This window comes from Janthinobacterium sp. Bl 1 (assembly GCF_058215535.1).
Window position 1 is genome coordinate 5,349,066 of the sequence record NZ_CM177086.1, and the last position, 23,976, is coordinate 5,373,041.

Genomic DNA, 23,976 nt, shown 5'->3' on the forward strand with positions numbered 1-23,976 from the left:
AGAAAGGCCGGCGATATTGTTGCGCCGCAACATACTCGCACAACAAGCGCTTTCGCCGGACAATGCTGCCTGCCAAGCGGGAAAAAGGCTGATTTTACGCTACCGCAACGAGAGTAAGTGTTTACTCGAACGAATAGAAGACGCGGAACGGGACTTTCTTCTCGGCCCAGTAGTCGGCCGCGTCGCGGAACACGTCGAGCAGGATCTCGCGCGCTTCCTTGTCGAATTTTTGCGTATTTGGCAATTGCTCGAGCACCACCAGGAAACCCGTCTGCGTGCCCGCCTTGAACATGGTGTCCGTCAGGCACAGGCGCAGGGCATCGAAATTCTTCGCCAGGTTTTTCGGGAACAGGAATGCTTCTGCAATAATGCCGATGACTTGTTGTTTGGTCTGTCCAGCGTTGCAATGCGCATATAAAAAGTGCTGCCCGAGACGGATCGCCTCGTCTTGTAATTCGGTCACGCGAAAGGCACGGATGGACTGGACAAGGTTGGGCGGCACGGTTAGTAACAAACTCATTTTTCCCTCAAATCGACCTGTTATGTATGGATCTCTTCTAGCTGCTCTTCTTATTGCATCCCCGCACGCGGGTCAATGCGCACGCGGTGATTCGATCTGTATCAACTTTTATGCGATTCAGTGCGATTTTATATAAGCCATACGCGTATTAGGGTAACGTGTTGTCCTGCATGAATCAACCCGAATATGATGTCAAACGCAAGATTTGTTACAAACCGCTGGTTTCAAGTCATTTCAACATCTTGTATCGATTGAAAGTGCATGTTACAGACTGTGGGGCAAGGGACTTGGGCTGTTACATTTTGTTGCCAGCCGAAACACTTGCCCCGGTCTGGCGGGATTACTATAGTCCCAAGTTGTAAAAAATACCCTGAAAGATTCTCTAGATAACGAGGTTACAAATGAACTTGCAAGCCAAATTGATGATGTCAGCCCTTTGTATCGGTGCATTGCCACTCGCCCAGGCCGCCGACTTTGAAGATTTCGGCAAGGTCGTGCGCGTCGTGCCGCAAGTGGAACAGATCAACCGTCCACGCCAGGAATGCCGTACGGAATACGTGCAAGTCCAGGCGCCGCCGCAACAGCGCAGCGCTGGCGGCTCCATCGTCGGCGGTATCGCCGGCGCCCTGCTCGGCAGCCAGGTCGGAAGCGGCAATGGCCGCACGGCCGCCGCCGCCGCTGGCGCGATTGCCGGCGCCGTCGTCGGCGACCGTGTCGACAACCAGAACAATTACCAGGGCGGCATGCAGGAACAAGCCGTCAAGCAATGCCGCCAGGTCGATCACTGGGAATCGCGCAACAATGGCTATCAAGTCACCTACGACTACCGCGGCCGCAACTACACGAGCATCATGTCCTACGATCCGGGCGAGCGCATCCGCTTGCGCGTCTCCATCGAGCCCGCACATCAGTCAGAGTAGCAAGCGGCCCATACCATGCCAGCCCCAGCGGCTGGCATTTTTTATGGCGTCCCGGCACGGGCTATAATGCGGCACACTTTCAGGCCGCCTTATGCTTATCAAACGAAAATCCATCGAACAAGTCGAATCCTCGCGCCCAGCGCGCAAGCCCCGCTACGCCCCTGTCACCCTGTCGGAAATGGATGGCGTGCGCTATCTGCATTTCGGCACGGAATGGGTGCAGGGCGCCATGCGCATCCGCAAGCCGGACTGGCCGGAACTCGAATACGCGCAGCAGATGATGGCGTGGATGCTGTGGATCGAGCAGCCGCAGCGTATCGCCCAGCTGGGCCTGGGCACGGCCGCGCTGACCAAGTTCTGCTACCGCCAGTTCCCGCAGGCGCAAGTCGAGGCCATCGAACTGAACCCGTCCGTCATCACCATCTGCGAATCGATGTTCAAGCTGCCGCCCAACGACGAGCGCCTGCACGTGCGCGAAATGGATGCGCTCGACTACGTCAACGACGACGCCAACCACGGTACCCTGGACGCCCTGCAGGTGGACCTGTATGACGCCACGGCGCGTGGTCCCGTGCTCGACAGTGCCGATTTCTATACCGCCTGCTGCGCCTGCCTGGCGCCGCACGGCATCATGACGGTCAACCTGTTTGGCGACCATCCCAGCTATGCGAAAAACATCAAGGCGATGAAGTTTGCGTTTGAACAGGTGATCTGTCTGCCGGAAGTCCATGATGGGAACGTGGTGGCGATCGCGTTCAAGACAAAAGTGGCTCTCGATACCGAAGCGCAAGCCGCCCTGCTCGAGCGCGCCAAGCAGATCGTCGCCGAGACCAAGCTGCCCGCCAAGTCCTGGGTCAAGGGCATCGTCAGCACCCTGTAACCGCCGGTCTGCCCAGGCATGGCCGGCAGCCTGGAAAGGCACCGGCCATGCCCGTTTCCCCTCCCCCCTCTTCCACCTCTGCCGACACGCCGCTGGAACTGCCGCAACTGCTGGCCTGGCTGCAGGAAGACGGCTTGCTCGATGCGGCGCAAGCGGCAGTCGTCCAGGCCCAGGCCGCCCAGCTGCCGGCACCGGCTCTGCATCCGCTGTGCAGCATCGCCCACGGCGCACTCACGCTCGACACCCTGTGCGCCTGGCTGGCGCAACGTTCGAGCCTGCCGTATGTGCGCATCGATCCCCTGCACATCGATTTCAGCCAGGTGGCCGACGTCATGACGGCCGGCTATGCGGCCCGCTTCAACATCCTGCCCGTGGAAAGCACGCCGGAACGGATCGTCATCGCCACGGCCCAGCCTTACGCGCTCGCCTGGCAGGCGCAATTGGGAAACCTGGCACCGCGCAAGCTGAGCCTGGTCATCGCCAACCCGCTGCACATCGCCGACGCCATCGCGCAATTTTTCAGCCTGGCCAGTTCCGTCAAGGTGGCCCGGCAAGCGTCCACGCAAGACCTGGCGCTGCGTCACAATTTCGAACAACTGGTGGAACTGGGGCGCAACAAGACCAGCCTCGACGCCAACGACCAGCACGTCGTGCGCATCGTCGACTGGCTGTGGCAATACGCGTTTGCCCAGCGCGCTTCCGACATCCACCTGGAACCGAAGCGCGATGCGGGCCTCGTGCGCCTGCGCATCGACGGCCGCCTGCACCAGGCCTATCAGCTGCCGCCCGTGGTACTGCTGGCCATGACGGCGCGCATCAAGTTGCTCGGGCGCATGGACGTGGTGGAAAAGCGCCGCCCGCAAGATGGCCGCATCAAGACGCGCAATGCGCAGGGCCAGGAAATCGAGCTGCGCCTGTCGACCTTGCCCACGGCCTTCGGCGAAAAGCTCGTCATGCGCATCTTCGACCCGGAAGTGGCCGTCAAGAGCCTGTTTGACCTGGGCTTTCCGCCGGCGGATGCCGAACGCTGGCGCCAGCTGACGGCGCGCACGCACGGCATCGTGCTGGTAACGGGCCCTACCGGCTCGGGCAAGACCTGCACCCTGTACAGCACCTTGAAGGCGCTGGCCAGCAGCGAAGTCAATGTGTGCACGGTGGAAGACCCCATCGAAATGGTCGAACCGGCCTTCAACCAGATGCAGGTGCAAACCCAGGCCGGCATCGAGCTATCGTTTGCCGATGGCGTGCGGGCGTTGATGCGGCAAGATCCCGACATCATCATGGTGGGAGAAATCCGCGACCTGGCCACGGCCGAGATGGCCATCCAGGCGGCGCTGACGGGACACCTGGTGCTGTCGACCCTGCACACCAACGACGCGCCCTCGGCCGTCATGCGCCTGCTGGAACTGGGCTTGCCCGCCTACCTGCTGGAAGCGTGCCTGATCGGCGTGCTGGCGCAGCGCCTGCTGCGCTGCCTGTGCGCGGGCTGCAAACAGCTGGACACCGCCCCGGAAGTCGCTGCATGGCAACGCCTGACGGGCGGCCAGCTGGAGCGGCCGGCCGCCGCGTACCGCCCCGTCGGTTGCGCCCTGTGCCGGCACAGCGGCTACCTGGGGCGCGCCGGCATTTATGAACTGCTGAGCGTGACGGAAACATTCGGTCAGCTGGTCAAGGCCGGCGCCGACCTGCACGCGCTGCGCCGCCAGAGCATCCTCGACGGCATGACGCCGCTGCGCATCGCCGGCGCGCGCAAAATCATCGATGGCACAACCAGCATCGACGAAGTGCTGAAACTCACGGCAGCCCTGCATTAGCAGGCCAGCACTTTCTCGCAGGAATGCTTTGCATTCTTTTTCAACTGATATATAATGCGGCCTCTTTCGGGTCGTTAGCTCAGCTGGTAGAGCAGCGGACTTTTAATCCGTTGGTCGCAGGTTCGAATCCCGCACGGCCTACCACGAATGCGCAGTACTAAAAAGCCCATCCTCACGGATGGGCTTTTTTCGTTTCCGGACCCCACGGTTATACTGGCTCATCGTCTTGCCAGCCCTGAAAGAAACGCATGAAACTTGTCGCCACCCTCCTCCTGGCCACCGCCTGCCTGTCCGCCCAAGCCCAGACGCAGCCACCCATCGTGCTCGACGGCCAGTACAGTGCGCGCACGGACGAGATGAGCTTGGAGATCATCGGCAACCGCGTCTGCTTCACACCCGACAAGGCGCAATGGGGCCGTCTGCCCCGCCCTGCCGCCACACACGATGCGTGGTTCTGTTTTTCCAACGATGGCGAGGCGCGCCGGCTGCTGCGCGTGCCCGCAGGCCAGGCCGACAATTGCGGCTGGCAGGCGCGTGCGCGCATCGTCATCGATACCTACCAGCCATATGTGGAGCAAGGCGACGGCAACGACATGGCGCGCCTGGCGTCGGTCATCAAAGTGGCGCAGCCGAACGCCATCGCCTGCGAATAATCAGTTCAGTTCTATCAGTCCAGTTCATACTCCTGCAGATAACGGGCAAACAGTTCTCCATCGGACAGCGGACACGCAAATCCCGCGCCCCAGTCCGCCAGCAGCAATTGCTCTTTCAAGGGCAGCAGCAACAGCTCGGGCATGGCGTCGCTGCACCACAGGTCGCACACGATGCCCTTGTCGTCCAGGCCGGCAAACAGGGTTTCCGTCTTCTCGCCGCCGAAGGCCAGCACGTTCTTGCATTCCACGCGGTACGTGCTGTAACCCGTGTAGACGGCGTCATACGGCGGCAAGGCGTCCGCCAGCGCCAGCCGCAACTGATCGGCCGTGAGGCCCAGCGCGCCCATCTGCGACGGCGGCGCCTCGGGCACGTACATCTGCGTCCAGCCGGCGCCGCTGCGGTGCGCGTCGGCAAACGCCTCTTGCTCGCCCATATGCGTCAGACAGTGCTGCAAGTTATCGAGCGGCAGCAGTTCGATCATGCAAAAATCGTCTTCGTGGTAATACGCTTCCCGCATGTTTTAGTTCTCCAGCAAGTCTTGCAGTTGCACATTGCGCCGCGACGTCAGCCGGCCGGCCCAGGTCTCGCTCGTCACGGATGGATAACGTACGGCGCCAAAGTTCATCCAGGCATCGCGGTACGCCAGCCACAGGCGCTGGGTGGCGCGGATGCCATCCTTGCCCACGGCGCCCGCATGGGTTTGCGCCGGCTTTTTCATGAGCTTGCCGTAGATGGCGTTGAGCTCCTTGTCCAGCGCTGCCGCCTGTTCCTTGGACATGCTGGCCGGCAGCTTGCCCGCTTCGTACTCGCGCAGATCATGCGCCAGCAAATCGAGCTCGGCCGTGCGGGCGGCGATGCTCAGGGCGGCGCGCGCCGTGCCGCTCAAGTCCGTTTCATTGGCCGCGCGCGCATCGGCAAACTTGCTTGCCGCCGCCTGCAGCTTTTGCAGCGACGCTTGCGCCGCTGCCGGCATTGCTTCGCTGACTTTGGCTGTCGCCTGCCCGCGCACTCTTTGTTTCTGGCGCGCATCGATGGCGCTGCACACGCCCATCATGTAGCCGCTCGTGATGTCGTCGCACAAATCGATCATGCCGCGTCCGCTGGCATTGATCTGCTGCAAGTGTTCGATGCGGCCCCGCATTTCTGCCGGCGCCGCATCGATGCTGCACGCATACTTGAGCGCCAGCAACGGGTCTTTTTGCACGCCCTGTCCATTCTGGTACAGCATCATCAGGACGGCGCTGTTTTGCGTGGCCATGGCGCAATGGCGCACGGGACGCCAGTCGGCCGGCTTGGGCGAGGACATACTCTTGGTATCGTAATACAGGTCCGTTGCCTGGCATTGCTGCAGGGACGCCACGGCCGATGGCGCCGGCAGGTCGGCGGGCGGCGGCGCCGCATCCTTGACCTTCAGGCAGCCCGCATACCAGGCCGTGCTTTCCGCGTGACCGACGCCCATGGCGCTCGTGTTCGGGTAGGGAGCGGGTGCGGCGGCAAAAACCGGGGCCGTCAGCAGGCAGCTCGCGCCCAGCAATATTGTTTTCAATAAGGGTAGACTAATTTTCATGGCCGGCCAAAGGTAGCGTCAGTAAAAGAACAAGTTTAACTGATCAGCCATGGCGCGCCCGCCCGATACGTGACCGTCCCGCCTGGTAAGTAACGGTACCCAGCCTTGGCAGTGCAGGAAAGCATGGGCAATAATGTTGCCCGCTGTACTTTTTTCACTACTCCGGACCACGCCCATGACCTCACCCCGTCTTCGCCGTTCCCTCGGCTCCCTGCTGATCGCAGCGGCCTGTGCCTCGCTTGCCCAGGCCGCCGATATCAAGGCCACCACTCCAGTTGCCGCTACGCAAACGCAAGCCAAACACGCCATCACGCATGAAGACGTGTGGCTGATGAAACGGGTGGGCGCGCCCGTCGCCAGCCCCGATGGAAAGTGGGCCGTGTTTTCCGTGGTTGACAGCGCCTACGATAGCAAGGAGCAATGGTCGGACCTGTGGATCAAGTCCCTGGCTGACGACAGCCCCGCGCGGCAACTGACGTATTCCAAAAGCGGCGAAAGCGCCGTGGCCTGGTCGCCAGACAGCCGCCAACTGGTCTTCGTTGCCAAGCGCGACGGCGATGACGCGGGCCAGATCTACCGCCTCGACGTGGCAGCCGGCGGCGAAGCGCAACGGTTGACCGAGCTGACCATGGGCGCGCGCATGCCGAAATGGAACCCGGACGGCAAGCAGTTGCTGTTCATCAGCGATATCTATCCAGGCAACAAGACGGAAGCCGACGTCAAGCAAAGCACGAAAGAACGCAAGGAGCGAAAATACAGCGCCCGCTCGTATGAAACGACGGCACCGCGCTATTTCGACAAATGGCTGACCGACAAGCAGGTGCGCCTGTTCGTCATTGATGCGCAAGCGGACGCCAAGCCGCGCGACATTCTGTCGGGCACGCAACTGGTCACCCTGCCGGGCTTTGGCGGCGGCCAGGGCGACGAGGGACAATCGCTGGACGCCGTCTGGACGCCGGACGGCAAGGCAGTCGTCTTCAACGCGGCCACCAACCGCGACGCGGCCCAGCGCGAAGCCGTCGTTTCGCAACTGTATTTGCTGCCCGTGGCGGGCGGCGAAGCGCAGCGCTTGACGCAGGATAAGCACAGCTATGGCAGCCTGAAATTCGCGGCCGACGGCAAGACCCTGTTCGCCTTGAGCGACGCGCAAACGCCTGGCAAGGTGTATGACGTGAAACGCCTGGCCAGCTTTGCCTGGCCGATGAGCAACCCAGCCCCGACCATCCTGACAGCCAAGCTGGACCGTTCAATCTCCCGCTTCGTGCTGCCCGAAGGCGGCAAGCGCGTCCTCTTCAGCTATGAACATGCGGGCCTGGAAAAGCTGTACTCGATCGACGCCAAGGGTGGCGACGTGCGCGAGGAGCCATCCTTGCCGACGGGCACCATCAACTCGCTGAGCAGCGGCGGCAAGGCCCTGGTCGGTGTGTGGGAGTCGTCCATCAACCCGCCGGAAATCTACGCGTTCAACGGCAAGCAGCCGAAACGGCTGACGGCCTTCAACACGGACAAGGCCGATAAAATCGACTGGCAGGCGCCCGAGCACTTCTGGTTCACCACGGCGGACGGCCGCAAGATCCACAATATGCTCGTCAAGCCGGCCAATTTCGATCCGAACAAGAAATACCCGCTATTTACCGTCATTCATGGCGGCGCGGCCAGCATGTGGCGCGACCAGTTCGTGCTGCGCTGGAACTATCACTTGCTGGCCAAGCCAGGCTATGTCGTGCTGTTGACGGACTACAAGGGTTCCACCGGCTATGGCGAGGAATTTTCGCGCTCGATTCAACTCGACCCTTTGAAGGGCCCGGGCGATGAAGTCAACCAGGGCGTCGATGAAGCCATCAAGAAATATCCATTCATCGACAGCACGAAGCTGGCCGCAGGCGGCGCCAGCTATGGCGGCCACCTGGCCAACTGGCTGCAAGCGACGACCACGCGCTACAAGGCCATCGTCTCGCACGCGGGCGAAATGGACCTGATCATGCAGTGGGGCACCAGCGATGGCGGCTTCGGCCGTGAAACGAATGCAGGCGGCCCCGTCTGGTCGAACCTGCCCGTATGGCGCGAGCAAAGCCCCATCATGCAAGCGGGCAACCACGAAAAAGGCACGGGTTTCACGACCCCGATCCTGATCACCGTGGGCGAGCTCGACTACCGCGTGCCGGCCAACAATGCCTTGATGAACTTTGCCGTGCAACAGCGCCTGAACGTGCCGGCAAAACTGCTGGTCTTCCCGGACGAAAACCACTGGATTTTGAAGGGCGAGAACAGCCGCTTCTTCTATAGCGAAGTCGAGGGATGGCTGGCTAAATACCTCAAATAAATCCTGAACCGTTCTTGATATACTGAAGCCAGGCTCCGCACATGCGGGCCTGGCTTTTTTCATGCCGCTTGCGCGGCGCTCACGGCCACCTTCTGGCGCTGGATCGCCAACACCATCAGCGCGGCGACGAGGCAGGCGGCGCCGGCCGCGAACAGGGCCGGGTTGTAGGTCAGCATCAAGGTGCGGACGCGGCCCGCGCCATAGGCGGCCACGGCGGCGCCCAGCTGGTGGCCGGCGAAGATCCAGCCGAATACCATGCCTGCCCGCTCCCGGCCAAACGTGGCGCCCACCAGTTTGACGGTCGGGGGCACGGTGGCGATCCAGTCGAGGCCGTAGAACATGGCGAACAGCGACAGGCCATACAAGGTGAATTCCGAATACGGCAGCCAGAACAGCGACAAGCCACGCAAGCCGTAATACCAGAACAGCAATTTTCGGTTGTCATAGCGGTCCGACAGCCAGCCGGACAAGATCGTGCCGAACAGGTCGAACGCGCCCATCATGGCCAGCACGGACGCGGCCGGCACGGCCGACAGGCCCGAGTCGCCGCACAAGGAAATGAAGTGCGTCTGGATCAAGCCATTGGTGCTGAGGCCGCAGATGAAGAAGGTGCCGAACAGTATCCAGAAAGTGCGGTTCGCCGCCACGCTGCGCAGGATCACGAACGGCGTGGCAAACGTCATTTTTGCGGCCACTGGCGCCGTGAGGGGCATGCCCGGGTCGGCGCCGTAGGGCCGCAAGGCAATATCCTGCGGGCGGTTGCGCATGCACAGGAAGGCCAGCACGGCGACGAGGGCGCAGGCGGCGAACACGGGCATGACGGCCGTGCGCCAGCCGTAGTGCTCGATCAGCCAGGCGCCCACGGGCAGGAACAGCAGCTGGCCCGTGGCAGAGCTGGCCGTCAGCACGCCCACCACCAGGCCCCGGTGCGTCTCGAACCAGCGGTTCGCCACCACGGCGCTCAAGACCAGCGCCGTCATGCCCGAGCCGAGCCCCAGCAGAATGCCCCACAGGGCCACCAGGTGCCAGAACTGCGTCATGCGCGTGGCCAGCAGCATGCCGGCTGCGATCAGGCCCAGGGCCACGCAGATGACATTGCGCAAGCCGAAGCGTTCCATCAGGATGGCGGCAAACGGCCCCATCAGGCCAAACAGCACGAAGCGCACGGCCAGGGCCGAGGAAATCTGCTCGGCATCCCAGCCGAACTCGCGGCTCAGAGGCTGCATCAACGCGCCCGGCAAGCCCAGCGCAGCGGACGAGGTTAATGCCGTGAGGAAAGTGATGGCGACGATGACCCAGGCAAAGTGCACGCCGCGCCGCTCCAGCCATTGCGAAAAGGGATAGGAAAGCATGCAGTCCTCATGAGAAAAAGTGGATGCCGATCAGCATCAGCCGATGGGATTTTTTTCATGTTATATTATGATCGTAATTTATACAATCAAAAAAAACTGGAACCACACTGCTGCGTGCGGCTCCAGTCCCGGTTTAGCGACATGTACAGAATGGGCTTATTTCACCTTCAAGCCATTCTTCACATCCGTCACGCCTTCCACGCCACGGGCCAGGTCGGCGGCTTTTTGCATTTGCGCCTGGGATGGCACGAAGCCGCTGAGCATGACGACGCCGTTGACCGTTTCCACGTGCACGTCGAGCGCTTTCAAGTCATTGTCCTTGACGAGGTCAGCCTTGATTTTCGTGGTGATGACGGAGTCGGCCACGGCCGTCTTGGTACTGCCGGCCGCATTGCGCGTCACGCAGGCGGCCTTGGCCGTCGCATCCATGGCGTCGCAGTTTTCCTTCGTCGTGGCGGGTGGATTCTGCGCCACGTTGGTGCCGGCCCGGGCGCCCGTGTTCGCGTCTGCCAGCGCGGCCGTTTTCGCTGCCTTGGCATCGTTCATGCACGTGGTTTTCTCGGCGCCCGTGCGGTCGCCGCATTTGGCCTTGGCCAGGTCATACTCGGCATCGGCGACGTCCTTGCGGGCCTTGCCCAGTTCGCGCGGCGTGTTGCGGTATTGCGCCACAGCGTCCGATTCGGCCTTGGCGCGCGCCACCTTGGCTTCTTCCACGCAGACTTTTTTCGCGTTGCCGCTCTGGGCGTCGCAGGCGGCCTTGGCCTGCTTGTAGTCGGCCGTTGCCTTGTCCGTCAAACTCTTGTACGAGGCATCCTGCGCATACGCTGGCGTGGCGGCAAGCAGGGCGCTGGCACTGGCGGCCAGCATGAGTGCGATCATTTTGTTCATGATGGTTCCTCTCTGGTTAGTTGATGCCCAGATTAGACCCCTGCCGGAAGCAAAGCTCCGTGCGACAGCACACGCTGACCGTCCATTCACTTAAAAATCATCGTTTATTTGTCGCCGCTCAAGCCTTTTCGCCACAATACTTGCGCCTGTTCAAATATTGAAGCGGGCCCATCAAATACACCGGCGCCATCGGCCAGCGCCAGCCATGCCTGCGTGGCGTGGGAACCGCCTGCACCGCCGCCCGCAACCTCGCCACCGGCGCGCACGCCGCGCATCCAGGCCAGCACATGCCGGTACTGCTCCGGGTGGCGCCCATGCATCCAGGCCAGGGCCACGAGGTCCGCATAGCCCTCTTCGCGGCGCGTCTCGCGCAGCTCCTGCGCCAGCGGTGTCAACTTGCCGCGCTGCATGCTGCGCGGCTCGACAAAGCCGCGTGGCAAGGCATGCCAGTCTCCCTGCGCATAGCGCTGGCAGTGGCCGATCTCATGCGCCATCATCGCTTCCATCATCAGGCCGTGACGCGTGGCCGGCACGCCCTGCAAGACGCTGTCTGCCTGCGCATTGCCGCGCAAGGACAGCACCAGCTTGCAGCGCCCTGCTTCGTAGCCCAGCGCCAGCGGCACGGCGCCGGGCGCATCCTGCGGCTGCACGATGATGTCGATGGGCAAGCCCTGCGCACGTGCAAACGCGATGACGGGTTGGCCCGCCTGCAGCCAGCGGGTTTCCAGATCGGTGAGCTGGGCCGCAGCGACGGCGGGCAAGGCAAGGGACACACTTAACAGCGAAAACAGTTTCAACATGGGATCAACAGGAGAAATGGGGATTTACTACTGCAGAGTAAGCGGTAAAAATGTTTCCACAAGGAAAAACTAGCAACTTTTCATAAATAAAGACAAAAAAAACCGGCGCAGATGCGCCGGCTTTCCAGACTGACAATAATCAAAGTCGGCTTATTTCTTCGCCGCCTGGTCCAGTGCGCGGGCCGTGACGAATTCCGGGCGGATATCGTTGGGCACGGCCTTCATCTTGTCGAGCGCCACCTGCACTTCAGGGCGGATGACCACGTACTTGCTCATCATGTCTTTCGCGCGCGCATAGTCGCCCGTCGCCTCGATGGTCAGAAACTCACGGTCCAGGTCGATCACGGCCTGCTTGATCTTGGAAAAGTCGACGCCGAACTTGCCGTCGCCCAGCGACACAAAACCGCCCTTGTCGAGGATGTAATTCATCTGGATGGCCATGCCGCGCGCATGAGAATCCGTCAAGCCGAAATGCAGGGTGCGGAAACCAGAGGCGAGGAACGTGTTGTACAGCTTGCGCTCGGCCACGTCGCCCTGGCCCAGGGTATCGTTCAGTTGCCCCTTGTCCATCATGTAGCGCAAAGCGAACAATCCCGTGATGTCGGCCTTGGCTTCTTCGATGGTCGAATAGGCTTCCTTCAAGTCCTGGCGCGGCGTCGATGGCTTGCCGTCGACGGTGGTCGCGTGCGGGCCCAGGCCGTGCATGATTTCATGCGCGAGGATGTGCGTGAAGAAGGAATTGAAGTCGACGTCCTGCTGCGCTTCGGGCGTCAGCACCAGTTTCGAAATCGGCGTCAGGGTGGCCTTGAACTTGGCTTCCTGCACGTTTTTCAACATGACGCGCTTGGAGCCGCGCGCGCTGATGATGCGCTCGTCGTTCGGCAAATTGTAGGCAGCCGTCTGCACGGCCATGTTGCCGTCGCCAGCGCCATACACCTGGTTGACCACCACCATCGGCGCCAGCGCGCCCACCTTCGGGTTGCGGTACCGGGCGTCGAGCGGCAGGTTGTCTTCCAGTTCCTGCATGTGCTTGGCGAAGAAGTTCAGCTTCTGCGTTTCCGCCTGGTCGCGGATGTTCACGTACGCTTCGAACGCGGCCTTGTAGCCGAACAGCTCATCGTTATACGTTTCATACGGGCCGATGGTGATGTCGACGGGCGAATCGAGGTCCATCCAGGCGAAATCGGACGGCAGATAGTCGTTGTCGAGGAAAGCCTTGGCGCGCAGGGTCAAAAATTTCTTCAGGGAAGCGTTGTCCGTGGCGGCGGCAGCTTCATCAAGAAGCTTGGCCAGCTGTTTGAGTTCCACCTTGTACTCGTCCGAATACTTGACGGTCTGATACTTGCCATCCTTGCCTGCGCGAATCGTCGTGAAGAACCATTGCGCCTGCTGCTTGTCGTCGGCCGAGAGGCCATTCATCCACGTTTCCAGGCTGGCCTTGGTGGCGCCCTGCGGATAGAAATTGCCTGCTTCCGGCTTATGCGCGGGAATGGCGATGCCGGCATAGCTGGCCGGCATGAACGAGGCATGCGCGTCGAGCACCGACCAGGGACCTTTATTGATCCAGAAATAGTTCAGACGGGCCTGTCCCAGCTTTGACGTGTCCTTCTTCAGCGCTGCCCACAGCGCTTCGTTGCCGGACCAGCGCTGGCGCAGCTGCAGCACGTCGACCAGCTTGGCCGCCTCGACCAGCTTGGCGATGGCCTGGCGGTCGCCAGCAGACAGGTGCGTGACATCGGCCGTCAGCGCGACGGGCGCGTAGCGGGCGCTCATGGCCGCCAGTTGTTGCGCGGTGGCCGGGGCTGCCGGCGTTGCGGCGCAAGCGCTGCCGACGGCGGCGGCCATCAGCAGGGGGAACAGGATACGTTTCATGGGGACCTCAGCAAACAATGTAAGGTCCCGATTGTAAACGAGCGCCGCTTAAAACTCTTCCCATGCGTCATCGGCGGGCACCTTGGAGGCCAGCTTTTTCGCTGCCGGCTTCGCTGCCGCCTTGACGGCCGGCCTGGCAGCAGTCACGGCAGCCGGACGCGCACGCGCCGGCTGCGGCGCCTGCAGCGGCACTTGCGAGTTGTCGAGCTTGAAGATGCTGACCACCTGCGACAGACTGCCGGCCTGCGCTTCCAGCGATGCGGCGGCCGAGGCCGACTGCTCCACCAGCGCCGCATTCTGCTGCACCACCTGGTCCATCAGGCCGACAGCCTGGTTGACCTGTTCGATGCCGGACGACTGCTCGCGCGTGGCCACGCTGATTTCGCCCATGATGTCGGTCACGCGCTTGACGCTGTCGACAATGTCTTGCATGGTCGTGCCCGCTTCATCGACCAGGCGCGCGCCCGTGCCGACGCGCTCGACCGAGTCGTCGATCAGCGACTTGATTTCCTTGGCGGCCTGGCTGGAACGCTGGGCCAGGCTGCGCACTTCGGTGGCGACGACGGCAAAGCCCCGGCCCTGCTCGCCGGCACGCGCCGCTTCCACGGCGGCATTGAGCGCCAGAATATTCGTCTGGAAAGCGATGCCGTCGATCACGCCGATAATGTCGACTATCTTTTTCGACGATTCGTTGATGGCGGCCATGGTCTGCACCACCTGCGCCACGACGGCGCCGCCCTTGACGGCCACACCCGAGGCCGATACGGCCAGCTGATTCGCCTCGATCGCGTGCTCGGCGTTCTGCTTGACGGTGCCCGTCAATTGCTCCATCGACGTGGCGGTTTCCTCGATCGACCCGGCCTGCTGTTCCGTGCGGTTCGACAGGTCCAGGTTGCCGGCCGCGATTTCGCGCGAATTGGTGGCGATGGTCTGCGTGCCGGCACGCACCTGGCTGACGATGGCCACCAGGCTGTCGCGCATGCCGCGCATGGCGTACAGCAAACTGTTGCGGTCGTTCGGCCCGGTAGTGATGGTCACTGCCAGGTTACCAGCGGCAATTTCACCGGCGATGGCGGCCGCGTAGTCGGGCTCGCCGCCGAGCTGGCGCAGCAAGCCGTGGCTGATGCGCCAGGCCGCGATGGTACCGATGGCGATCGCGCCCAGGCACAGCAGCACCATGAAGAAGAAAAAGCTGCGCGCCACCGTGCTTGCGCTGTCGGCCTGTTCGCGGCTCATCTTTTCTTCGAGGTCGATCAGCTGGTTGACGGACGCAAGCCAGCCCGTGAAGGCGGCGGCGCCCTGCTGCTGCAGCAAGGCGGTGGCGCCGGCCACATCGTCGGCCAGGCGCAATTGAATCACCTTGGCGATGATCGGCTGGGCCTTCGCTTCACTGGCCTTGATGGCGGCCAGGGCCGTGCGTTCCGCTTCGGTCACGTCCTTGCCGCTGCCGATGATCTGGTCCAGCGGTGCGGCGGCCTGCGCGTAATTAGCGGCCAGCGTTTCGATGCGCGCGATTTCCGGCTTGGCCGACGCCGCGTCGGCCGCCAGCACCACATCGCGCAGGGCGATTGCGCGGTCATGCACGCTGCCGCGGAAATTGATCGCATGGCGCTGCTTGACGTTGTTGACGTCGCTGATACTGGTGAGGATGGCGTCGATCTTTTGCACGCGGTTGATGCCGAGTGCGGTAACGATGATCAGCAGCAACAGGACCAGGCCGAATCCCGTATAAAGCCGTGTGCTGATTTTGGTGCTTTGCATATCCGTCTCATCCATTCATTCATGAAAATGTCCAAATTCTTCATCACCATGATGTTGACATTTGGAAATAAAAGTTAATTTATCATGAATGGAAGCAGGCTGCCTGAGGCCGGTCAAAAGCAGCCTTTTTGAGGCCTTGAACCCTACCACACGCGGTAGACCTGCCCCGTCTGCGCCCCTTCCACGCTGCGGCTGTAGGCCAGCGCTACGCGGCTGGCGGCGGCCGGCTCGAAGCCGTAGAAGAAGGGGCCATACGATTCCAGCGATTCTTCCAGTACCGTGGGGCTGACGACATTGATGCGCACGCCGCGCGCCAGTTCGATGGCGGCGCCCCGTACAAAACCTTCCACGGCCGCATTCGTCATGCTGGCGGCCGCGCCGAAGCGGATCGGCTGCTCGGCAACGATGCCGCTGGTCAAGGTAATCGAACCGCCATCGTTCAGGTATTCCTGCGCCACCAGCGCCACGTTGACCTGGCCCATCAGCTTGCTGTCCAGGCCCAGCTGGAATTGCTCGGGCGTGAATTCGGCCAGGGGGCCGAAATGCAGCTTGCCGGCCGTGACGACAACGGCGTCGACCTTGCCGATGCGCTGGAACAGGGCGCGTACTTGCGCGATGTCGCCCATGTCGGCCTGGTGCGTGCCCGTGCGGCTGCCCACTTCGATGATTTCATGGCGCTGCGCCAGTTGCGCGGTGACGGCCTTGCCGATGGTGCCGCTGGCGCCGATGATGACGATTTTCATGCTGCTTCCTTGTGTGGGTTGAACGATGGAGCCAGTATGCGCCGCTTCCAGAAAGGAATAAATGCGCTAGAATTTACAAGATTACCAACCCACAGTTTGCAATCAAGGCGACATGGATAAATTGCGCAGCATGGAAATCTTTGTGTCCGTCGTCGACCAGGGCAGTTTCACGGCGGCCGCCGACACCTTCCGCATCTCGCCCGTGATGGTGGGCAAGCACATCAAACAGCTGGAAGAGCGGCTGGGTACGCGCCTGCTGGCGCGCACGACGCGGCGGCAAAGCCTGACGGAAATCGGCAGGCAATACGTGGAGCAATGCCGCCAGATCCTGGCGCAGATCGCGGCGGCCGAAACGGGCGCGGAAGCGATGCGCGCCACGCCGCGCGGCAAGCTGAAGATCACGGCGCCCGTATCCTTCGGCAGCGAATGCATCGCGCCACTGATGGCCGACTATCTGACGGTCTATCCGGACGTGAGCCTGGAGCTCAATTTGAATGACAGGATGGTGGACCTGGTGGAGGAAGGATTCGATGCGGCCATCCGCATCGGCAAGCTGGAAGATTCCGGCATGGTGGCGCGGCCCTTGCGGCCATATGCGATGGTGATCTGCGCCTCGCCCGCCTACCTGGCAAAGCACGGCACGCCGCGCACGCCGGACGACCTGGCGCGGCACGAATGCGTGGATTTCATGCAGTGGTCGCGCCACATGCGCTGGCGTCTGAGCGGCAAGGAAGCGCGCCACGATGGCGCTGCGGCCGAAAGCCGCTTCCGCTCGAACAATGGCCAGGCGCTGCGCATGGCGGCCCTGCACGGCTTCGGCATCGTCATGCAGGCGGAGATTTTACTGGCCGACGATATCGCGGCGGGACGGCTGGTGCCGCTGCTGGCCGATTACGTGCCGGCGCCGCGCCTGATGCATGTGCTGTATCCGCGCGACCGCCAGCCTACGCCGAAGCTGACGACCTTCATCGATTTTCTGCTGGAACGCTACGGGCCGGCGGCGACACCGCCACCGGCCACGCTCACGTAATCGTCGTACCTAGTTCACCTTCGCGGCAGGTGCGGACGCCAGCTTGGCCAGCTCGCCGTCCGGCTGCCAGCCCGCTCCCAAGGAACGGGCCACGGCCACGGTCGCCAGCAGGCGCTGGGTCTTGATCTGCGCGGCGGCGCGGTCCGCTGCCAGCGAACTACGCTGCGCGTCCGTCACATCCAGATAGGTCGAGATGCCGCGCTCGTAGCGCGTACGCGCCACCAGGTAGGCGCGCGCCGCCGCTTCCTGCGACAGGGCCTGGGCGTCGCCCTGCAACTGGCGCTGCTCCACGTCGGACAGCGCATCTTCCACTTCACGCAAGGCCGTCAACAGCTTCGTTTCATGGTTCGCCACGGCTTCCGCATAGCGCGCCTTGGACAGGTCAAGATTGGCCTGGTTGCGGCCGCCGTCGAAGATCGGCAAGGACAGGGCCAGCGGACCAAAGCTGAACTGGCGCGAACCGCCCTGCGCCAGGTCGCGCAGCTTTTCGGATGCGTAGCCGAAATTGCCCGTCAATTGCAGCGTCGGATAAAACGCGCCTTCGGCCACGCCCACTTGCGCGTTCGCCGCGCGCAGGCCCGCCACGCTGGAAACGAGGTCCGGGCGGTGCGCCAGCAGGCTGGCGGGCAAGCCGACAGGAATGGCGGGCGGCAGCGGCAAGACGGACGGATCGGCGGCCACCGGCAATTGCAGCGCCGACGGCGGCTTGCCCGTCAGGGTGGCCAGGCTGTTTTCCAGCTGGTTGCGCTGGCGCCTGACTTCATGCAAATCGGCCTGCGCGTTCGACAGTTCGACTTTCGCGCGCGCCAGGTCCAGCTCATTCGTCAAGCCCGCGTTGAAGCGCGCTTCGACCAGCTGCGCCGATTCGCGGCGCGTGTCGAGCGCGCCATTCAGGATGGCCATTTCCGCATCGAGTCCGCGCAGCTGCCAGTAATTGCTGGCCACTTGCGACGACAGCATCAGCAGCACGCCGTCGCGGTCGGCCTGCGCCGCCAGCGCCTGCGAATCGGCCGCTTCAACCATGCGTTTTACACGGCCCAGCAAGTCGACTTCATACGACAGCGTAGCGCCCGCGGAAAAATTGTTGCCGCTGACCGAGCGGTTGCCTTGCGCCAGGCCCTGCGACGTGTTGGCCGAGGTGCGCGAGTTCGATACACCCGTGCTGACGTTCACGCTCGGTCCCTGGTTGGCGCGCGCCGTGCCGCTTTGCGCCAGCGCCTGCAGCAAGCGCTCGCCGGCCGCCTTCACGCTGGGGTTGTCCTGCAGCGCGCTTTGCTCGAGGCGGTTCAGGGTGGCGTCGCCGTAGATGCTCCACCACTCCTTGGGCAGTTGCGCGGCGTCAGCCGCAGCCGCGCCATGGCGGAAGGTGTCGGCGCCGGCGACATTGCCCGGCGCGGTGAAATCCTGGCCCACGGTGCCGCAGGCGGACAGCGCCACGGCAAGGGAAGCGGCCAGCGCGATTTTCGTCAATACTGTTTGCATGATGTGTACCTTCTTGTTCTTGAGGTGCTGCACGTGCGAGCTGTGCGCGGTCAATGACCGCCGCCACCGCCACCGGGAGCTTTGAGTTTATCGGCCAGCCACAGGGGCACGATGCAGGCCAGCAGGATGGCGCCGATCAGGAAGAAGCCATCGTTGTAAGCCATCACATACGCTTCGCGGCGCACGATGCCGTCGATCGCCTGCAAGGCCTGGTTGCCGGCCGTGACGGCGTCATAGCCTTTGGCCATGAACGACGACGTCAGCTGGTCGATGCGCAGCTGGGTGGCGCTGGAATAGGCATTGATCGCTTCGCCCAGGCGCTGCGAATGGAAATGCTCGCGGGTGCTCAGGGCCGTGGCCAGCAGGGCGATGCCGATCGAGCCGCCCAGGTTGCGCGTCATGTTGAACAGGCTCGAAGCGGACGGCATGTCCTTCGGCGCGATGCCCTTCATGGCGAAGTTCGACAGGGTCAGCATGACGAAGGGCTGGCCCAGCGCGCGCACCACCTGCGACCACAGCAGCTGGTCGTAGCCGGTGGACGCGTCCATGTAGGCATTCATCATGCACGAACCGCCAAACAGCAACAGGCCGAACGAGCACAGGATGCGGTTGTCCACCACGGACGACAGCTTGGCGACGAACGGCATGATGAACAGCTGCGGCAAGCCCACCCACATGATGACTTCACCGATCTGCATCGGCGAGTAGCCCGCGATCTGGCCCAGGAACAGGGGCAGCAAAAAGGCCGAGCCATACAGGCCCATGCCCGTCACGGCCGACAGCACGGTGGCCACTAAAAAATTGCGCTGGCCATACAGGGCCAGGTTGACGAACGGTTCAGCGCGCGTGGCGCTGGTAACGACCCAGCCCAGGATGCCCACCAGGGCCATCGAGGCGAAGGCGATGATGAAACCGGAGTCGAACCAGTCCTTCGAGTTGCCCTCTTCCAGAAAGATGGTCAGGCAGCCGAGGCCCAGGGCCATGAAGAAGATGCCCAGCCAGTCGGCCTTCCAGAACATCTCGAGCTTCATCGGCTCCTTGTCGAGGCCATAGATCATGCCGGCGATCAGCAGCACGCCCGGCACCCAGTTGATGTAGAAGATCGATGGCCAGCCATACAGCTCGCTCAGATACCCGCCCAGGGTCGGGCCCATGGCTGGCGCCAGGGTGGCCGTCAGGCCGAAAATCGCCATGCCGACGGCGCGCTTCGACGGCGGCAGCTTGAGCATCACCAGCGTAAACGCCATCGGGATCAGGGCGCCGCCCGTGAAACCCTGCAGCATGCGGAAGACGATCATGCTTTCCAGGTTCCACGCCGTGCCGCACAGGGTGGAGAACAACAGGAAGAAAGCGGTGGTGCCGATCATGTAGGTACGCAGACCGAACACGCGCGCCAGCAGCGCGGTGAGGGGAATGACGATAATTTCGGCCACCAGGTAGGCCGTGGAAATCCACGAGCCTTCTTCCTGGGTGGCCGACAGCGAGCCAAGGATATCCTTGAGCGAGGAATTGGTGATCTGGATGTCGAGCACCGCCATGAAGGCGCCCAGCATGCCGGCGGCGACCGCCAGCCAGGTGCGCCCGGAGACTTTCTCGTCGATCACGGGAAACGCTGGCGGCTTCGCCAGCGTGGTGGAGGGGCTGCTCATGGAAGCTTAGTGGGTGGTGGACTGGGCGGCAGGAGCGGCGGCGTGACGCGCGGCCGGCTGCGTTTCAGGCTGATTGACTTCCACTTCGGCGATCACCGACATGCCCGGCACCAGGCGGCCATTCATGGCCTTGATGTCTTCCGGCTGGAAGACGATTTTCACCGGCACGCGCTGGACGATCTTGGTGAAGTTGCCGGTGGCGTTATCGGCTGGCAGCAGGGCGAATTGCGCCCCCGAGGCAGGAGCGAAACTGTCCACGGTACCGACCAGTTTCTTGCCCGGCATGGCGTCGATGGTCACGTGCACGCTCTGGCCGCGGTGCAGGTCGGCCAATTGGGTTTCCTTGAAGTTGGCGGTGACCCAGACGTTGTCTTGCACGATGGCCGTCAATTGCTGGCCAGGCTGCACGCGCATGCCCGTTTCCACGTTGCGCTTGCCGATGCGGCCGGCGACAGGAGCCAGGATGCGGTTGTATTGCAGCTGCTGTTCCGCGTCCTTCAATTGCACGCGCAGCACGGCCACTTGTGCCTTGGCCACGTCGCGCGCAGCTTGCGCCGCGCCAATCTGCGCCTTGGCGGCCGACGCGCTGTCGCGGCGGGCGGCCAGGTCAGCCACGGCGCTCGAGCGGGCCGCATTGGCCGCGTCGAGTTCCGCTTTCGAGACGGCTTTCATCTGGCTCGTGTACAGCTGGCCATAACGGTCCGCATCCTGTTTCGCGCGCAGCAGTTGCGCATCGGCTTGCGCCACTTGCGCCTGGGCGCCACTGGCTTGTGCCTGCACTTGCGCGATCTGCGCGTCCGCTTGCAGCACTTGCTGCTCGGCGCTGGCGATCTGTGCGGCGATCTGCTCGGTTTTCACGCGCTGGTCGAACGGGTCGAGTTCGGCGATCACGTCGCCCTCTTTCACCATTTGATTGTCGTCGATGAAGACCTTGGTGACGACGCCGGAAATGCGCGCCGAGACGGGATGCACGTGGCCGGCCACATAGGCGTTTTCCGTTTCCACGAAATAGTGGCTGCGGTACCACATGCGCGCGCCGGCGCCCAGGGCCACGAGGACGATCAGGCCGGCGATGATTTTGACGCGGTTGTTCGGTGGTGCGGAGCTGGCGGAAGCGGCGGGCGCGGAAGGGGCGGCCGGGGCCGCAGGTGGGACGGCGCTCAGCACTTTGTGCTCTGCGTGGCCTGGCTGGTTGGACATACTCGCTCCGGAAATGAAATGATATATGTTCATTATTGGGCAAAGAAAAGCCAAAGTCAAGAAATGAAACGATTGCATTTCATTTTAATTTGCACTACAGTGTGAGCCATCACTTACCTTCCAACTTATAAAGAGACCCAGACCATGTCCGATCCCGGCCTCAGCGATACCTTGCCTACCGATAAAGAATCCGGCGACGCCGCCCAGGAGCTTTCCTGCTGCGGCAAACCAGCCGGCCGCCCGCGCGCGGCCGACATGGAAGCGCGCATGGACAACCTTCTGCACACGGCCGGTTGCCTGTTTCTGGAAAAAGGATATGGAAAAGTCAGCCTGGAAATGATCGCCCGCGAAGCCCATGTGGCCGTGCGTACGATTTATGTGAAGTTTGGCGGCAAGTCGGGCTTGTTCAATGCCGTGGTGGAATTGCGCCGCGCCGCCTACTTCTCGACCATGCCGGCGCTGGAAACGGATATGCGTCCCCTGCCCACGATCCTGGGCGAGTTCGGCCTGCTGTTCGTGCAACTCGTCACGATGCCGGCGGCCATCCACCTCAATCGCATGGTGGTGGCCGAAGCGGCCACGCATCCTGAACTGGCGGAAACGTTTTACAAGGTGGGACCGGGACAGACGCGCGAGATGCTGACGAGGTTTTTCAGCCGCCCCGACATCGCGCCCCTGTTCCGCGCGGAGCTGGCGCCGGCCATGCTGTCGCTGCACCTGCTCAATTGCCTGCTGGGCGACCAGATGTCGCGCCTGCTGTTTCCGCCACAAACGCAACCGGACGTGGCGCAATTGCGCGCCAAGGTAGCCGTCAGTCTCGACCTGTTCCTGCGCGGCACCCTGCGCCAGCCGCTGGCGGACTGACGCGGGAAGGCTGACCGGGGAGGTCAGCCAGGGCGGCCACAGTCTTCCGGCTGCGCCGCTTCGGCGTGCTCATCGTTCAAGCCCAGCGCGCGCAGGAAAGGCTGGGCCGCCGACGCGCCATCGACAGTGAGTGAAGACTCGCTTTCATCGTAGCGGTCCGGGCCATAGCGCATCAGGTCGAACGAGGTTTCAAAGCGCTGCGCCAGGAAATACGTGCGGAAGTAATCGAAGGAAAACGCCACCTGGCCATCTTCCCGCAACAGCAAGCCATGCGCATACAGCGGCGCCAGCCAATCTCCGGCCGCCATGCTCCAGCCTTTCACGCCGCAATAGTCGCTGGCAAAGCGCTCCAGCTCCGCCTCGTTGAGGAAAACGCTCTTGGCTTCGAACATCACGAACGCCAGCTCGATCAGGAATTCGCGCGCATCGGCAGCCGCGCCGGCGTCCACGCGCTGCTGTGCGCCCGCCTTGCCCAGCAAGCCATCGAGATAATCGCGCTCGCCTGCCAGCTGCGGCAGCAAGGTGGCAAACACATACTCGGCATCCACCTGCCCCGTTTCCTGGCCATTCGGCGTGTACAGCACCGACAGGGCGAAATTCTTGCTCACGTCATCGAACTCGCGCAGGGACACCGTCCACCGCGTGCCTGGCGCACCGCCATCGGCCGCGGCCTCGCCCGTGCCGAACTCGAGCACGGCAAACGCCGCCATCTGGCCATTGGTATCGTACAGACTGCCGGGATTGCTCTTGAACAGGATGCCCAGCGACTTCATCAGCGAACTGGCATCGCCCGTATGCTGGTGGCCATGGAACACGGCGTGGATATTCTTGTAGTGCGCGCGCTGCTCGGCACTGGCGTGCTCATCGGCGGAGAAAAAGCTGAAGCCGGCATTGCCCAGCGCCGCAGCCGCAACACCCTGCGCGCGGCTGCCCGGCACCAGGTAGAAACGCGCGCCGGGCAAGCTGGCCGCCTGCAGCAAGGGGCGCAGGAAGTATTCGTAGACATACACGGGCGTCGTGCCGGCACAGGCGTCGGGCGCCACCAGCTGGCCCGTGAAGAAAATCGCATCGATCCGCTTGCCCGCCGCCAGTATAGCGGCCACATCCTGGTACAAGGCATGCAGCATCACGGCTTGCTCTTGCTCGTCAGCCCGGCGCAAACGGACGTCGGCAATATGAAGGGCGGTAAATTTTTTCATCGTTGCAAAGCTCTCTCAGTACAGCGGAACTTGACCGTATCCCACGCTGACAACATTCCTGGAAAAATCACACGCTTCCGTCGAAGCAAAAGAAAAACATGGTGACAGACCTCCATTCTGCCACTTTTTCCACACGGCAATACTCACCAATTTTCACAAGGCACCGCTGCACCACGTTTTACTATGATGCAGATCAAGGGAAATAAAAAAAACCGGGAACATGTCCCGGTTTTTTTGTACTGAAAGTTAACGCTTCATCAGCGCTTGCGCGGCGGCGGCAAGTCCGTGCACACGCCTTCGCGCGCTTTTGCCAACCTGCCGATCGACTCGCCCAGGGTTGGATGCGGATGGATGGTCTTGCCGATGTCGGTGCCGTCGCAGCGCATTTCGATGGCCAGAGCGATTTCGCCGCCTCATCGTTCCCCTGTCGCCCGCGTGCGTGCCGACGATGGCAGGAT

20 protein-coding genes, 1 tRNA gene and 1 pseudogene are annotated in these 23,976 nt (G+C 62.6%); 8 read left to right on the forward strand and 14 right to left on the reverse strand.

Annotated elements, in window-relative coordinates:
- Positions 1-121: 121 nt before the first annotated feature.
- On the reverse strand, positions 122-520 hold the full coding sequence (locus tag AC4BCN_RS24150; protein WP_034747450.1) for a barstar family protein: 399 nt from the start codon (positions 518-520) through the stop codon (positions 122-124).
- A gap of 401 nt (positions 521-921) precedes the next feature.
- Here AC4BCN_RS24150 and AC4BCN_RS24155 point away from each other — a divergent pair, with 401 nt between their 5' ends.
- The 5 genes from AC4BCN_RS24155 to AC4BCN_RS24175 all read left to right on the forward strand — a co-directional run bounded on the left by AC4BCN_RS24155 (position 922) and on the right by AC4BCN_RS24175 (position 4,787).
- Complete coding sequence (locus AC4BCN_RS24155) at positions 922-1,440, forward strand: glycine zipper 2TM domain-containing protein (RefSeq protein ID WP_490491922.1); 519 nt, start codon at positions 922-924, stop codon at positions 1,438-1,440.
- Between the two features lie 91 nt (positions 1,441-1,531).
- Complete coding sequence (locus AC4BCN_RS24160; protein WP_490491923.1) at positions 1,532-2,320, forward strand: class I SAM-dependent methyltransferase; 789 nt, start codon at positions 1,532-1,534, stop codon at positions 2,318-2,320.
- A gap of 47 nt (positions 2,321-2,367) precedes the next feature.
- Positions 2,368-4,134: a GspE/PulE family protein gene (locus tag AC4BCN_RS24165; RefSeq protein WP_490491924.1), complete on the forward strand. Its 1,767-nt coding sequence runs from the start codon at positions 2,368-2,370 to the stop codon at positions 4,132-4,134.
- 68 nt (positions 4,135-4,202) lie between these two features.
- Positions 4,203-4,278, forward strand: a tRNA-Lys gene (locus tag AC4BCN_RS24170).
- Between the two features lie 104 nt (positions 4,279-4,382).
- Positions 4,383-4,787, forward strand: a complete 405-nt coding sequence (locus AC4BCN_RS24175) for a hypothetical protein (RefSeq protein WP_490491925.1) — start codon at positions 4,383-4,385, stop codon at positions 4,785-4,787.
- Between the two features lie 14 nt (positions 4,788-4,801).
- Here the strand turns inward: AC4BCN_RS24175 and AC4BCN_RS24180 are convergent, their stop codons facing one another.
- Both AC4BCN_RS24180 and AC4BCN_RS24185 read right to left on the reverse strand, forming a co-directional pair.
- On the reverse strand, positions 4,802-5,305 hold the full coding sequence (locus tag AC4BCN_RS24180) for a hypothetical protein (RefSeq protein WP_490491926.1): 504 nt from the start codon (positions 5,303-5,305) through the stop codon (positions 4,802-4,804).
- A 3-nt stretch (positions 5,306-5,308) separates the two neighbouring features.
- Positions 5,309-6,355, reverse strand: coding sequence for a lysozyme inhibitor LprI family protein (locus AC4BCN_RS24185; protein WP_490491927.1), 1,047 nt, complete (start codon positions 6,353-6,355; stop codon positions 5,309-5,311).
- Between the two features lie 175 nt (positions 6,356-6,530).
- Between AC4BCN_RS24185 and AC4BCN_RS24190 the strand changes: the two genes are divergently transcribed.
- A complete protein-coding gene (locus AC4BCN_RS24190; RefSeq protein WP_490491928.1) occupies positions 6,531-8,678 on the forward strand; it encodes a dipeptidyl-peptidase 5 in 2,148 nt (715 codons plus the stop codon).
- A gap of 59 nt (positions 8,679-8,737) precedes the next feature.
- On the opposite strand, the gene AC4BCN_RS24195 is transcribed toward AC4BCN_RS24190, so the two are convergent.
- From AC4BCN_RS24195 to AC4BCN_RS24220, 6 genes are all read right to left on the reverse strand, one after another.
- On the reverse strand, positions 8,738-10,030 hold the full coding sequence (locus AC4BCN_RS24195) for an MFS transporter (RefSeq protein ID WP_490491929.1): 1,293 nt from the start codon (positions 10,028-10,030) through the stop codon (positions 8,738-8,740).
- 156 nt (positions 10,031-10,186) lie between these two features.
- Positions 10,187-10,918 carry a BON domain-containing protein gene (locus AC4BCN_RS24200; RefSeq protein ID WP_490491930.1) on the reverse strand — a complete coding sequence of 244 codons (732 nt, stop codon included), beginning with the start codon at positions 10,916-10,918 and terminating at the stop codon, positions 10,187-10,189.
- A gap of 104 nt (positions 10,919-11,022) precedes the next feature.
- On the reverse strand, positions 11,023-11,718 hold the full coding sequence (locus AC4BCN_RS24205; RefSeq protein ID WP_490491931.1) for a hypothetical protein: 696 nt from the start codon (positions 11,716-11,718) through the stop codon (positions 11,023-11,025).
- A gap of 150 nt (positions 11,719-11,868) precedes the next feature.
- Positions 11,869-13,590, reverse strand: a complete 1,722-nt coding sequence (locus tag AC4BCN_RS24210; RefSeq protein ID WP_490491932.1) for a dipeptidyl-peptidase 3 family protein — start codon at positions 13,588-13,590, stop codon at positions 11,869-11,871.
- A gap of 48 nt (positions 13,591-13,638) precedes the next feature.
- Entirely contained in the window at positions 13,639-15,351 is a 1,713-nt protein-coding gene (locus AC4BCN_RS24215) for a methyl-accepting chemotaxis protein (RefSeq protein ID WP_490491933.1), read from the reverse strand.
- A 143-nt stretch (positions 15,352-15,494) separates the two neighbouring features.
- Positions 15,495-16,094, reverse strand: coding sequence for a short chain dehydrogenase (locus AC4BCN_RS24220; RefSeq protein WP_128142131.1), 600 nt, complete (start codon positions 16,092-16,094; stop codon positions 15,495-15,497).
- Positions 16,095-16,206: 112 nt separating this feature from the next.
- Between AC4BCN_RS24220 and AC4BCN_RS24225 the strand changes: the two genes are divergently transcribed.
- A complete protein-coding gene (locus AC4BCN_RS24225) occupies positions 16,207-17,124 on the forward strand; it encodes a LysR family transcriptional regulator (protein WP_139091044.1) in 918 nt (305 codons plus the stop codon).
- 9 nt (positions 17,125-17,133) lie between these two features.
- Here AC4BCN_RS24225 and AC4BCN_RS24230 read toward each other — a convergent pair whose 3' ends face one another.
- The 3 genes from AC4BCN_RS24230 to AC4BCN_RS24240 are packed head-to-tail and all read right to left on the reverse strand — an operon-like array spanning position 17,134 to position 21,455.
- Entirely contained in the window at positions 17,134-18,606 is a 1,473-nt protein-coding gene (locus AC4BCN_RS24230) for an efflux transporter outer membrane subunit (RefSeq protein ID WP_490491934.1), read from the reverse strand.
- Positions 18,607-18,656: 50 nt separating this feature from the next.
- Positions 18,657-20,255, reverse strand: a complete 1,599-nt coding sequence (locus AC4BCN_RS24235) for a DHA2 family efflux MFS transporter permease subunit (protein WP_070301420.1) — start codon at positions 20,253-20,255, stop codon at positions 18,657-18,659.
- A gap of 6 nt (positions 20,256-20,261) precedes the next feature.
- Positions 20,262-21,455: an HlyD family secretion protein gene (locus AC4BCN_RS24240; RefSeq protein WP_490491935.1), complete on the reverse strand. Its 1,194-nt coding sequence runs from the start codon at positions 21,453-21,455 to the stop codon at positions 20,262-20,264.
- A 144-nt stretch (positions 21,456-21,599) separates the two neighbouring features.
- On the opposite strand from AC4BCN_RS24240, the gene AC4BCN_RS24245 reads away from it, so the two are divergent.
- Positions 21,600-22,319, forward strand: a complete 720-nt coding sequence (locus AC4BCN_RS24245) for a TetR/AcrR family transcriptional regulator (RefSeq protein ID WP_139091047.1) — start codon at positions 21,600-21,602, stop codon at positions 22,317-22,319.
- 23 nt (positions 22,320-22,342) lie between these two features.
- On the opposite strand, the gene AC4BCN_RS24250 is transcribed toward AC4BCN_RS24245, so the two are convergent.
- Positions 22,343-23,518, reverse strand: a complete 1,176-nt coding sequence (locus AC4BCN_RS24250; RefSeq protein WP_490491936.1) for a hypothetical protein — start codon at positions 23,516-23,518, stop codon at positions 22,343-22,345.
- Positions 23,519-23,775: 257 nt separating this feature from the next.
- A pseudogene (locus AC4BCN_RS24255) lies at positions 23,776-23,968 on the reverse strand (oxidoreductase dimerization domain-containing protein); the annotation flags it as partial.
- Between the last annotated feature and the right edge of the window lie 8 nt (positions 23,969-23,976).

Bases quoted from the DNA above. Each gene is read 5' to 3' on its own strand.
- AC4BCN_RS24185 (WP_490491927.1), bottom strand. From the start codon at position 6,355: ATGAAAATTAGTCTACCCTTATTGAAAACAATATTGCTGGGCGCGAGC.
- AC4BCN_RS24175 (WP_490491925.1), top strand. From the start codon at position 4,383: ATGAAACTTGTCGCCACCCTCCTCCTGGCCACCGCCTGCCTGTCCGCC.
- AC4BCN_RS24230 (WP_490491934.1), bottom strand. From the start codon at position 18,606: ATGCAAACAGTATTGACGAAAATCGCGCTGGCCGCTTCCCTTGCCGTG.
- AC4BCN_RS24245 (WP_139091047.1), top strand. From the start codon at position 21,600: ATGTCCGATCCCGGCCTCAGCGATACCTTGCCTACCGATAAAGAATCC.
- AC4BCN_RS24190 (WP_490491928.1), top strand. From the start codon at position 6,531: ATGACCTCACCCCGTCTTCGCCGTTCCCTCGGCTCCCTGCTGATCGCA.
- AC4BCN_RS24195 (WP_490491929.1), bottom strand. From the start codon at position 10,030: ATGCTTTCCTATCCCTTTTCGCAATGGCTGGAGCGGCGCGGCGTGCAC.
- AC4BCN_RS24155 (WP_490491922.1), top strand. From the start codon at position 922: ATGAACTTGCAAGCCAAATTGATGATGTCAGCCCTTTGTATCGGTGCA.
- AC4BCN_RS24205 (WP_490491931.1), bottom strand. From the start codon at position 11,718: ATGTTGAAACTGTTTTCGCTGTTAAGTGTGTCCCTTGCCTTGCCCGCC.
- AC4BCN_RS24160 (WP_490491923.1), top strand. From the start codon at position 1,532: ATGCTTATCAAACGAAAATCCATCGAACAAGTCGAATCCTCGCGCCCA.
- AC4BCN_RS24180 (WP_490491926.1), bottom strand. From the start codon at position 5,305: ATGCGGGAAGCGTATTACCACGAAGACGATTTTTGCATGATCGAACTG.
- AC4BCN_RS24150 (WP_034747450.1), bottom strand. From the start codon at position 520: ATGAGTTTGTTACTAACCGTGCCGCCCAACCTTGTCCAGTCCATCCGT.
- AC4BCN_RS24165 (WP_490491924.1), top strand. From the start codon at position 2,368: ATGCCCGTTTCCCCTCCCCCCTCTTCCACCTCTGCCGACACGCCGCTG.
- AC4BCN_RS24240 (WP_490491935.1), bottom strand. From the start codon at position 21,455: ATGTCCAACCAGCCAGGCCACGCAGAGCACAAAGTGCTGAGCGCCGTC.
- AC4BCN_RS24210 (WP_490491932.1), bottom strand. From the start codon at position 13,590: ATGAAACGTATCCTGTTCCCCCTGCTGATGGCCGCCGCCGTCGGCAGC.
- AC4BCN_RS24225 (WP_139091044.1), top strand. From the start codon at position 16,207: ATGGATAAATTGCGCAGCATGGAAATCTTTGTGTCCGTCGTCGACCAG.
- AC4BCN_RS24215 (WP_490491933.1), bottom strand. From the start codon at position 15,351: ATGCAAAGCACCAAAATCAGCACACGGCTTTATACGGGATTCGGCCTG.
- AC4BCN_RS24200 (WP_490491930.1), bottom strand. From the start codon at position 10,918: ATGAACAAAATGATCGCACTCATGCTGGCCGCCAGTGCCAGCGCCCTG.
- AC4BCN_RS24250 (WP_490491936.1), bottom strand. From the start codon at position 23,518: ATGAAAAAATTTACCGCCCTTCATATTGCCGACGTCCGTTTGCGCCGG.
- AC4BCN_RS24220 (WP_128142131.1), bottom strand. From the start codon at position 16,094: ATGAAAATCGTCATCATCGGCGCCAGCGGCACCATCGGCAAGGCCGTC.
- AC4BCN_RS24235 (WP_070301420.1), bottom strand. From the start codon at position 20,255: ATGAGCAGCCCCTCCACCACGCTGGCGAAGCCGCCAGCGTTTCCCGTG.